The 11751-nt window shown below is 42.3% G+C and carries 9 protein-coding genes; 4 read left to right on the forward strand and 5 right to left on the reverse strand.

Features of this window, described 5'->3' with window-relative positions:
- The first annotated feature begins 82 nt into the window (after window positions 1–82).
- Window positions 83–1843 carry an AsmA family protein gene (locus M1F14_RS01715; RefSeq protein ID WP_181469001.1) on the forward strand — a complete coding sequence of 587 codons (1761 nt, stop codon included), beginning with the start codon at window positions 83–85 and terminating at the stop codon, window positions 1841–1843.
- A 76-nt stretch (window positions 1844–1919) separates the two neighbouring features.
- Here M1F14_RS01715 and fabY read toward each other — a convergent pair whose 3' ends face one another.
- The 4 genes from fabY to M1F14_RS01735 form a co-directional block, all read right to left on the reverse strand.
- Window positions 1920–2834 (reverse strand): fatty acid biosynthesis protein FabY, encoded by a 915-nt coding sequence (gene fabY, locus M1F14_RS01720; protein ID WP_042847688.1) that lies wholly within the window; start codon window positions 2832–2834, stop codon window positions 1920–1922.
- A gap of 23 nt (window positions 2835–2857) precedes the next feature.
- Window positions 2858–3295, reverse strand: a complete 438-nt coding sequence (gene dtd / locus M1F14_RS01725; RefSeq protein ID WP_181468999.1) for a D-aminoacyl-tRNA deacylase — start codon at window positions 3293–3295, stop codon at window positions 2858–2860.
- A gap of 64 nt (window positions 3296–3359) precedes the next feature.
- Window positions 3360–3974 carry a glucose-1-phosphatase gene (yihX, locus tag M1F14_RS01730; RefSeq protein WP_042847693.1) on the reverse strand — a complete coding sequence of 205 codons (615 nt, stop codon included), beginning with the start codon at window positions 3972–3974 and terminating at the stop codon, window positions 3360–3362.
- A 165-nt stretch (window positions 3975–4139) separates the two neighbouring features.
- Window positions 4140–5066: a LysR family transcriptional regulator gene (locus M1F14_RS01735; protein ID WP_042847695.1), complete on the reverse strand. Its 927-nt coding sequence runs from the start codon at window positions 5064–5066 to the stop codon at window positions 4140–4142.
- A gap of 265 nt (window positions 5067–5331) precedes the next feature.
- Between M1F14_RS01735 and M1F14_RS01740 the strand changes: the two genes are divergently transcribed.
- The 3 genes from M1F14_RS01740 to abgT all read left to right on the forward strand — a co-directional run bounded on the left by M1F14_RS01740 (window position 5332) and on the right by abgT (window position 9696).
- Window positions 5332–6654, forward strand: a complete 1323-nt coding sequence (locus tag M1F14_RS01740) for a M20 family metallo-hydrolase (RefSeq protein WP_181468997.1) — start codon at window positions 5332–5334, stop codon at window positions 6652–6654.
- Window positions 6647–8095, forward strand: coding sequence for a M20 family metallopeptidase (locus tag M1F14_RS01745; RefSeq protein ID WP_042847700.1), 1449 nt, complete (start codon window positions 6647–6649; stop codon window positions 8093–8095). Before M1F14_RS01740 ends, M1F14_RS01745 begins: the two co-directional genes overlap by 8 nt.
- 74 nt (window positions 8096–8169) lie before the next feature.
- On the forward strand, window positions 8170–9696 hold the full coding sequence (gene abgT / locus M1F14_RS01750; RefSeq protein WP_071547615.1) for a p-aminobenzoyl-glutamate transporter: 1527 nt from the start codon (window positions 8170–8172) through the stop codon (window positions 9694–9696).
- Window positions 9697–9742: 46 nt separating this feature from the next.
- On the opposite strand, the gene typA is transcribed toward abgT, so the two are convergent.
- The gene (gene typA / locus M1F14_RS01755) at window positions 9743–11566 is read right to left on the reverse strand and encodes a ribosome-dependent GTPase TypA (RefSeq protein WP_042847704.1); all 1824 of its coding nucleotides are present in this window, start codon (window positions 11564–11566) and stop codon (window positions 9743–9745) included.
- Between the last annotated feature and the right edge of the window lie 185 nt (window positions 11567–11751).

Genomic DNA, 11751 nt, shown 5'->3' on the forward strand with positions numbered 1-11751 from the left:
CTGTATGCTATCCTTAAACTGCCGCGATATTAAACAAGTCTCTATCTTGTTATCCACCCACATGATGAAGGAGTAGCAAGCCGTGAAATGGTTAATCAAATTTGTTACCTATGCACTTTTGCTACTATTACTTCTATTTATTTTTGCCTATATTGGCTTACAGACGCGTCTAGGAGCCTCCTATTCCAGCCAATTTTTAAGTCAATTTACCCGTTATGATATTAATGTCGGGGTCATGGGGCATGAGTTTTCCAACCCTGGGGAATTTATCTTTCAAGATGTTAAGTTATCTTCAGAAGACAAAAACCTCGCCTTGGATGCACGGCAAATTGTCGTCGATATCAACTGGCGTAATTTATTCAGTGGAAATGCTATTCGGCGTTTTGTTATTACACAAGGTGACTTGTCAGCTGCCATCACACAAGGGGAAATGCCCTTACCTATCACTGCGGATATCTTGCAATTCGAGAACAGTAAAATTCTGCTAAAACAAGGTGATGATGATATTCAGGTTGATGGGTTCACTGGGGGAATAACACCTTGGCAACCAACAGTTAATTCCCCTTTTGGCTATGGTGATTTTCGTTTTACAGCCAACCAATTAAAAATGAATAAACTGTCGTTAAAAAATGTCGCAGTGACAGGGAAACGGCAAACGCAAGCCACTGAAATTAGCAAAGCAAGTGCCTACCTAAATAATGGCTATGTCTCAGGGGAAGGTAAACTATTTGCTGATGGTTCAATCACAATCGGTTCTCTCATCATGAATAAAGTGGGCTGGGAAAACAGTATTGATTTCGATACATTATTTACTGCGATTAAAAGTGATAGAACCATAAAAATCAAAAACCTTGAATTAGCCAATATTGATATTCAAGGTAAAGATTGGGCTCTTTCAGGGCTGAGTACTGAAATCGACCACCTTGACCTCGTTCGGGGAAGTTGGTCTAGCCCTAAAAGTAAAATCAGTTTCAATGTTGAGCAACTGGTTGTGAAAAACCAACAACTCAGCACACTGATTGGCGAATTAAATATTGATGGCGATGCCCTTAATATCGATAAGCTATCTGGTTACTACAATAAAGGGGTATTCAACCTAAACGGCACTTGGCAACGTAATGACCAAGTACTGACCATCAATGAAGGCAAGCTAGCGGGTATTTTGTACACATTACCTGAAACATGGCTATCCTTCTTGGCAGAGCCAGCTCCTGCATGGTTATCTGGGTTATCCATCAAGAAATTTAGCTTATCTCAGTCTCTGTTAATGAATATCCAACCCGAGTTCCCTTTCGAGTTTACAGCGTTAAGTGCCAACATTGAAAACGTTGATTTGGTCAAACAAAAACAATGGGGAGTTTGGAGCGGTAAAGCGACGTTTAATGCAGATAGCGGCACAATTAACCAAGTTCCAGTTCGACGTCCATTCTTAGAAGTTCGTCAAAGTGGCAAATCTTCAGCCGCTGCAAGTTTAACGGTCAGTACTGATAAAGGTATCAGCAAAATCGGTTTGCTGGTTAAGCAAACGCCAAATAAAGTGCCATTCCTGTTACGTGCATCCGGTTCTAATATTGATTTAACTGATTTAAATCAGTGGGGCTGGTCTGGTTTCCCAGCACAGGTTATTGGTGATTTTGATGCGACTCTACAAGGCGATTTACTCGCACCGTCTCTCTCAAAAAGCCTAAACGGGGAGCTAATGGCCGTTCCGTTACAAGGTAAACGTATGTTCAGAACCGTTGTTAACGGGGTAGTGACTTCTTCAGTTGAAACCGAAGCAGAACAACCGCCAATGGAAGGAGCAATACTTCAAGAAGAGGTCCCTGTACTAGGTACACCGTAATAAACACAAAACTAAGGCAGGTAACGCTAATTATATAAATTACCTGCCTCTGTTATTTAATAATCAAAAATATACTTTATTTTGTTGTTTCAATGGGTAATACCATATAAGTCCCACTAAAAACAGCGCCCACTTGGTTATCAGTATTACTTACCTCGACCTTAAGTTTCACTCGGGCTCGGCTGCCACGAGCTAATCGGTCAAGGTCACCACTCATATTTGCTAAATCAGCAGTGGCGGTTGGCCTACCACTGACAGGCTTACCGTAGCGGATATTCGCATCCACTAACACAATCTCACCGCCTAACTGGTGTTCCTGCATCAATAACCAAATTAACCCCCAACCCGTTAATGTTGCTAACGAAAATTGGCTGCCTGCGAAAATAGTTTCATGGGGATTTTGATTGCCCGCTTCGGGCATGGTTGTTATAAAGCGAGTCCCAGTGTACTGCTCTATCCGTACTCCCATTTTCTCGCTCAATGGTATGTATTTATACCAAGCTTGTTGCAATTCACCGCACCAATCTGGACGGTGTAAAATTTGATCTAAGGTTTCAATCGGTTTAATCATCAAATAATGACGAACTGGTGTTTTTAACTGCCCTGCGACTATCCCGCGATTTGCAAACCCCATTTTATCGAAAAAAGGAACCGCTTCTTCACGCACACTGGATACAATCCGCTTCACCCCTTCTTGGCGTGCAACAGACTCAAGTGCCATGATAATCAGCTTCCCCAGCCCTTTACCTTGCATTACTGGGTTGACGGCTAAAAAACGGATCGCACCTTCGTTATCTGCATTAATATATAAGCGGCCGATCGCAAGAATACGGTTTTTATCATCAACAACCATTTGATGATGTGCAGTGGCATCATAGCCATCTTTCTCTGAACCTAGGGGTTGATTAAAAGGTTTTCTCAACATTTCCCAACGAAAATGGTAGTAAGTTGCAAACTCAAGTTCATCTTTCGGCGTACGTAGATGGTACATCGTTTCCCCCTTAAAAAGTTGATTCACACCTGTAGCCAGAAGGTGACCGGTCCATCATTAGTTAAATTGACTTGCATATCTGCAGCAAACTGGCCTGTTTGCGTATTAATGCCTTGTTGCCGGCTTTGCTCAACAAAGTATTGATACAAGCGGTCTGCACGCTCTGGCTCTGCCCCACCAGAAAAGCTGGGTCTCATACCCTTTTTGGTATCTGCGGCTAAAGTAAATTGCGAAACAACCAGTAAACTACCGCCAGCTTGTTGGACGTTTAAGTTCATTTTCCCTTGTTCGTCACTAAAAATACGGTAGCCCAGCACCTTTTCACATAAACGCTTTGCCTTTTGCTCATCATCGTCTTTTTCGACACCAAGCAAAACCAGTAGACCTGAATCAATTTGCCCTACGGCGGTTTCATCAACAACGACACTCGCGCGAGTGACTCTCTGAATTAATGCAATCATGTTTACTCTATAACAAAAAGATGGAGCAACGTTTTACAGTTACTCCATTATAAAAACCAGTAAGTTACTTAACTTCGGCACTAAAATCGTAAGTCCGGAAATATTCGGGAATGGTGTCTTTACTGGTAACATGGATACTGCGAATGCCAAGTGCTTCCGCGGCTTTTACATTTTCCTCAACATCATCAAAGAAAATAGCATCTGCAGCATCAAATTCTTCAGATTGCAGAACATATTCATAAATTTCCGGGTCAGGCTTACGCATGCCTAAATCTTGGGATAGGTAAAGGAAATCAGAGCTAGCTGCAATTTCTGGATAGTGTTCTGGCCAATAGTCTAAATGTAGGCGATTCGTATTTGATAAGACGACAACACGGTGCCCTTGTTCGCGCAAGCGCTCCATGATATCAATCACTTCAGCTCTTAACGAAATAAAAATAGCATGCCAGCCTTCAGCAAAATCTTCAAAGCTCAGTGTAATGCCCATTTCTTCACACAGAAGCTCTGCGAACTCGATATCTGAAATTTTGCCACATTCATGCAATTGAAAGATATTACCAAAAGAAAACCGCGATTTGATTTCTTCACTTGGTGTACCACTAAGCTCAGCCCATTTATCAAACACACGATTAAAGTCGATATCAATAATCACATTACCCATATCGAAGATATACAGCATAAATTTTCCTCATTGTTATTCACTAAATTTACTTTAATCATTATTCATGCAACTGAACAGCCCTAATTGGTGATATTTCACGTTATTTTGTCAAAATATTGGTGAACCACTGACTCAGGAAACCGCCTTACTTAACCATTCCTTTAATAGATAAATGCAAAAATATTATCTACCTACCTTATTCCCATCATCATTATTACGGCAATAAATACGAAATAATCGGGCTAGGTGTTCCCCTGCGGGTGTCAATGTGGCATCTCTTCGTTGAACCAAAGCAAAGGTGGCATAGGGTAATTGTTCTTTTAAATCTAAAGCGATATACCTTTGTTCGAATAACGGCTCGTCGATCGTATCCACAGAAACAATGGTTAGAAAATCGCTTTGAGCAACTAAACTTAAGCAGCCAATTAACGTTTCGCAAGTTACGCTAAAGACCATGGGACGCTCCATCAACGAAAAAACGTCAGCAAGTTGCTTATAATACGTCCCCTTGGGAGTTGGCATCGTCCAATCACAATCAACCAACTCACTCAAAGATTTCGCATGCCGTAAAGGATGGTCTTTACGCATAATCACCTTGTACTCTTTTTGCATCAGCCGCTCAAAATTAAATTCTGCGTCTAAACTGCCTGGGTAATATGTATTAATCGTAAAATCCAGCTCTCCTTGCCTTAGCTGAGTTAACATGGTTAGTAGCTGCCCTTCCATGATACGCAATTTAATATTGGGGAAATCGCGGTGAAATTGTGTGACGACTTTAGGCATCAAAGAACGAGCGATACTTCCTGCCACACCAATATTGACAGTCCCGCCAATCAAACCAATCCGTTGGGAGATTTCCTCTTGCCCAACCCTTAACTCTTCAAGAATTAAGCTCGCACGCTTTAAAAAACCCTCACCGCATTCTGTTAAGTAAATCCCTTGGTTGCTGCGAATAAATAACTTTGCCCCTAACGTACTTTCTAATTCACGAATCGATTTCGTTAGTGCCGGTTGGGAGAGTTGTAAAAAACGACTAGCGGCTCGAATGCTGCCATGACGGCTTACCTCTACAAATGCCCTAAGCTGATTCAATTTTATTGCTGGAGCCATGTGTTTACCCCGATAACTTTTAGTTATATAGCGAAAGATAATTGTATCTTTTTTGCTCTGATTTGATTGTGTAAAGTCTAAAAACAAAGAAACAAATAATTAACATTTAGCCTTTTAAAATAATTTTTAAAGGTAAAAAATACATCAGCATCTAAATAAATTTATTTTTAATTAATAAACAAAATTTTATCTCGCTAAATGTTAATAATTCGTAATCAAACATAACAGAATTTACTTTTTTTGTGATAACTAAAAGAGATAAAAAATGGATACTGACTTATATGCCACTATCAATCAGATGGCACAGCAGTTACAGACATGGCGCCGAGATTTTCACCAATATGCAGAGTCTGGTTGGTTAGAATTTCGTACTGCGACTCTAGTAGCAGAAGAGCTGCATCAGCTTGGCTACCAATTACAACTTGGCAAAGAAGTGATTAAAGCTGACGCTAGAATGGGGCTCCCTTCTCCTGCTGAATTAGAAAAACAAGAAAAAAGAGCAATTGAGCAAGGGGCTCTTACCCAATGGCTAGGGCATTTCTCTGGGGGGTTTACAGGAATTGTCGCGACATTAGATACCGAAAGACCCGGTCCAACTCTAGCTTTCCGAGTCGATATGGATGCCCTTGACCTAAACGAAGACCTTTCGTGCCAACACCGTCCTTACAATGAAGGGTTTGCCTCTTGTAACCCACACATGATGCATGCCTGTGGTCATGATGGCCATACCGCTATTGGATTAGGGCTTGCGCATGTTCTCAAACAATACGAATCCAAACTCTCCGGTCGTATTAAAATTATTTTCCAACCAGCGGAGGAAGGCACTCGCGGCGCGAAATCCATGATGGAGGCAGGTGTTGTCAATGATGTCGATTTTTTTGTTGCTATTCACCTTGGAACTGGAGTCCCACAAGGCGAGGTCGTTTGTGGCAGCAAAAACTTTTTAGCGACAACTAAATTTGATGTTACCTATCAAGGTGTTGCTGCTCATTCAGGTGCAAAACCTGAAGATGGTAAAAATGCATTACTGGCCGCAGCCCATGCGACTTTAGGCTTATATGGCATTCCACGCCATAGTGAAGGTAGTTCTCGAATAAATGTTGGGGTTTTACAAGCAGGGATCGGTCGAAATGTCATTCCAGACTCTGCGTTATTAAAAGTAGAAACTCGAGGTGAAACTAATGAAATTAATGAGTTTATCTATCAAAAAGCCCTAAATATCGTCGAGGGTGCAGCCAAGATGCAAGATGTTTCCGTTGATATTAAATTAATGGGCGCTGCACAAAGTAGCCATCCAAGTCCACAATGGGTTGATTTTATTTGCGATTTGGCTCAAGCCCACCTCCCTGAATTCACATCTGTGGTGAAAGACCGCTCCCAAGCCGCGGGCTCTGAAGATGCAACCTACTTTATGGAGCGCGTCAAACAACTCGGGGGACAAGCAACTTATATGATTTTTGGCACCCAGCTCAGCGCGGGTCACCACAATGAGCGCTTTGATTTCGATGAACAAGTGATGACGACCGCCGTTAAAACGCTGTCCACTATCGCCCTGCATTTACCTGAATTCGGAGCTCAAAATGGATAATACATTTACATCATTTATTAATGATTATATTGAAAAAAACCAACATCAATTCACTACATTAAGTGATGATATTTGGGATCATCCAGAAACACGTTTTGAAGAAACTTACTCATCGACTCTGCTCGCTGATGCGTTAGAAAAGGAAGGTTTTCACGTCGAAAGAGGCGTTGGTAATATCGAAACCGCTTTTATCGCAAGTTACGGTTCAGGCACTCCCGTTATTGCACTACTCGGGGAATTCGATGCCCTTGCAGGCCTGAGCCAACATTCGGCATGCAGTGAACCTAGCCCAGTTATTGAAAATGGAAATGGCCACGGCTGTGGTCACAATTTGTTAGGTACCGCTGCCTTATCCGCCGCTTATGCAGTCAAAGCATGGCTAAAAGAAAATAACTTATCGGGTACGGTACGTTTCTATGGCTGTCCGGGTGAAGAAGGCGGTTCAGGTAAAACCTTCATGGTGAGGGAAGGACTATTCAATGATGTTGATGCCGCAATTACTTGGCATCCAGAATCTTTTAGTGGCGTTTTCAACGTCAAGTCTCTTGCTAATATTCAAACGGCTTTTCGTTTTAAAGGTATTGCATCACATGCAGCAAACTCACCTCATCTTGGACGTAGTGCTTTAGATGCAGTAACGCTCATGAATGTCGGCGTTCAGTTTCTACGCGAACACATTATTCAAGAGGCACGCATTCATTATGCCGTCACCAATACGGGCGGTGCCTCTCCAAATGTCGTACAAGCAGATGCAGAGGTTCTTTACCTTGTGCGCGCTCCGCAGCTCGATGAAGCGCAAGATATTTACCAACGCGTTATTAAGATTGCTGAAGGCGCGGCCTTAATGACCGGCACTCAGTTAGAGGTGCGTTTTGACAAAGCATGTTCAAACTATGTACCGAATCGCACTCTAGAACATGCGATGTTTAATCATATTACGGAATTTGGCATCCCTGAATATACAGAACAAGAACGCCAATTCGCTGAACAAATCTATAGCACTCTGACTAAAGATGATTTGCGCAATGCCAAATTGAATGCAGCTCGTAGTGGCGGTGAAAAAGGGGTGCTTTGGTGTGAAAGGCAAGGTAATAAAGTACTCACTGACGAAGTGCTACCTTACGTTGAATCAAAAGAATTAATGTATGGCTCAACAGATGTAGGAGATGTCAGTTGGGTGACCCCTACTGCACAGTGTTTTAGCCCATGCTTCGCATTCGGTACCGCACTACATACATGGCAGTTAGTCGCTCAGGGGCGCACATCCATTGCTCATAAAGGAATGCTGCTCGCAGGAAAAATTATGGCATCCAGTGCACTTGAGTTGTTCTTAAAACCAGAATTATTAGCACAAGCTAAAGCTGAGTTTCATCAACAAAGACAAACCGCACCCTATCAATGTCCTATCCCTAAAGATGTAACGCCTTCAAAATTAAAGTAGTTCCTTATACTGGCGGGATTTATCCCGCTCAATAGTCATAACAATAACAATGAATACAGACACAAGGAAATTCTATGAGTGACACAACAACTCATCACAAAAGCCCCGGTGCGATTTTTCGCTGGATAGAGCGCGTGGGAAATAAAATACCTAACCCGTTTATTTTATTTGTTTATTTGATTGCGGTACTCATGATTGCTACTGCAATTTTGTCTTGGTTTGGTTTATCCGTTAAAAACCCAGCCAATGACGAAATGGTTAGCGTTAAAAATTTATTAAGCGTTGAGGGATTACAATGGATTTTGCCCAATATTGTTAAAAATTTTAGCAGTTTTGCCCCTCTTGGTGCCATTCTTGCACTTGTGATTGGTGCCGGTTTAGCCGAAAAAGTCGGTTTACTCCAAGCTCTGATGTATAAAATGGCTTCCGGCATTAATAAACGTTATGCCAGCTATATGGTGCTATTTATTGCTTTTTTTAGCCATATCTCTTCTGATGCTGCGCTGGTCGTCATGCCACCCTTAGGAGCGCTAATTTTTATTGCTGTAGGCCGTCATCCTGTTGCTGGCTTACTAGCTGCAATTGCAGGGGTCGCTTCAGGTTTTACTGCTAACTTATTGATTGTCACGACGGATGTTTTATTGTCAGGGATAAGTACAGAAGCGGCCATGATCATTGACCCAAGCCTTCATGTTAGTGTTATTGATAACTGGTATTTTATGGCTACGTCAGTGATTGTACTCACGATTGCGGGGGCACTACTTACTGATAAATTTATCGAACCTCGCCTGCCTATATGGGAAGGCACATCCCATGACCGAATCGAACAATTAACACCTATTCAAAACCGTGGATTATTGATGAGTGGGCTGTCTGCATTAGTTTTTATCGGTCTAGTGGCTTTACTTGTTGTGCCTGAAGGTGCCCCACTACGCGATCCAGTCACCAATACAGTGATCCCATCCCCTTTCATTAAAGGGATTGTTCCTGTCATTATTATTTTCTTTTTCGTGGTCTCCATTACCTATGGTGTATCAACAAAGCAAATCAAAAAGCCTAATGATATTCCTGATTTATTAGTTGACCCAATGAAAAGTATGGCAGGGTTTATTGTTATGGTTTTCCCCCTTTCACAATTCGTTGCTTTTTTTAACTGGAGTAACATGGGGAAATTTATGGCGATTGGGTTAACCGACTTACTGGAAGCCCTTGGTATGACCGGAGTACCTGCGTTTATTGGTTTGATGTTCCTATCCGCTTTCCTTTGTATGTTTATCGCAAGTGGTTCAGCTATCTGGTCGATCCTCGCCCCAATATTTGTTCCTATGTTTGTGCTACTAGGTTTTCACCCTGCATTTGCTCAGATTGTGTTTCGTATCGCAGATTCAGCGGTGCTACCACTTGCACCTATGTCACCTTTTCTTCCTCTCTTTTTAGGTTTTTTACAACGCTACTATAAAAATGCACAGCTCGGAACTTATTACACCTTAATATTACCGTATCCTATTGTCTTTTTTATAGTTTGGATGTTATTGCTTGTTGGCTGGTACTTTGCAGGACTGCCTATAGGGCCGGGTGTTTACCCACAACTCAACCCATAAAAAAGGCGCCTTTCGGCGCCTTCTTATTAACTAATTTAACTAAAAATTAGTCTTCTTTTGTACGGCTCGCGCGACGACGATCGTTTTCAGTCAGGTGACGCTTACGCAGACGAATAGACTGCGGAGTCACTTCAACTAATTCATCATCATCAATAAACTCAAGAGCTTGTTCCAGAGTCATTTTAATTGGTGGTGATAATGTTGTCGCTTCATCAGTACCTGACGCACGCATGTTAGTCAGTTTTTTACCCGTTAAGCAGTTAACTGTTAAGTCGTTAGAACGAGAGTGAATACCAATGATTTGGCCTTCATACACTTCTGCACCGTGACCTAAGAATAACTTACCACGATCTTGTAAGCTGTACAGTGCATAAGCAACTGCTTTACCTTGACCGTTAGAGATCAGAACACCGTTCTGACGACCACCGATTTCGCCTGGGCGAACATCGTCGTAATGGCTGAATGTAGAGTACAGTAAACCAGTACCTGAGGTCATCGTCATGAATTCTGTACGGAAACCAATCAAACCACGGCTTGGGATAATGTAGTCAAGACGCACACGGCCTTTACCATCTGGCATCATGTCACGTAGGTCACCTTTACGCTCACCTAACGCTTTCATCACATCGCCTTGGTTTTGCTCTTCAACGTCTAAAGTAACTTGTTCGAATGGCTCTTGTTTACGGCCATCGATTTCACGAATGATAACTTTCGGACGAGAAACGGCTAATTCGAAACCTTCACGACGCATATTTTCAATCAGAACAGATAAGTGAAGTTCACCACGACCAGAAACACGGAATGCATCTGGGTCTTGAGTTTCTTCAACACGTAGTGCCACGTTGTGCACCAGTTCTTTATTCAGGCGGTCAAGGATTTGACGTGAAGTCACAAATTTACCTTCTTTACCGCAGAATGGTGAGGTGTTAACACAATAGAACATGCTAACTGTTGGCTCATCAACGGCTAATGCAGGCAGAGCTTCAACGCTACCCACTTGGCAAATAGTGTCAGAAATATTCAGTTCACCTAAACCAGTTAGAGCAACGATATCGCCCGCATCGGCTTGCTGTGAGTCAATTCGCTCTAAACCTAAGTGTGTCAGAACTTTACCGATTTTACCGTTGCGAGTTTTGCCTTCACTATCGATAACAGTGACTTGTTGGTTTGGCTTCACAACACCACGTTTAATACGGCCAATACCGATTACGCCTAAGTAGCTGTTGTAATCTAATTGCGATACTTGCATCTGGAATGGCCCATCGATGTCAACTGCTGGCGGCGCAACGTGCTCTACGATAGCTTCGTACAGTGGCGTCATGTCTTCAGCCATTTCAGTATGGTCAAGACCTGCAATACCGTTTAATGCAGATGCATAAACGATAGGGAAATCGAGTTGCTCATCCGTTGCACCTAAGTTCACGAATAAGTCGAATACTTGGTCTACAACCCAATCAGGGCGTGCACCTGGGCGGTCAACTTTGTTGATAACAACAATAGGACGTAAGCCGTGGTCGAACGCTTTTTGCGTTACGAAGCGAGTCTGTGGCATTGGGCCATCCATCGCATCAACAACCAGCAGAACGCAGTCAACCATAGACATAACGCGCTCAACCTCACCACCAAAGTCGGCGTGGCCTGGGGTGTCTACGATGTTAATGTGATAACCATTCCATTGGATAGCGGTATTTTTAGCAAGGATGGTAATACCACGCTCTTTCTCCAAGTCGTTGGAGTCCATAACACGCTCATCAACAGTTTCACGTTCACCGAACGTACCTGACTGCTGCAGTAATTTACCAACCAGTGTGGTCTTGCCATGGTCAACGTGAGCGATGATGGCGATGTTTCTTAAATTTTGAATTGACAAGGATTTTTACCGTTTAATTGACAGGAAAGGAATATGCTTTTTTAGCCGTTATTATCGACCAAAACATACTTTCTACGTTAATTTGCTGTTATTTTACACGTTTTTCCGCAGAAGTGGAATAAATGTGAAACCCATCACTGTATAAAAAGTTTTTAACGAAAAAACATTCAGTTGCATAACAGCGC

The sequence above is a fragment of the Providencia sp. PROV003 genome (assembly GCF_045040775.1).
GTDB lineage: Bacteria > Pseudomonadota > Gammaproteobacteria > Enterobacterales > Enterobacteriaceae > Providencia > Providencia huashanensis.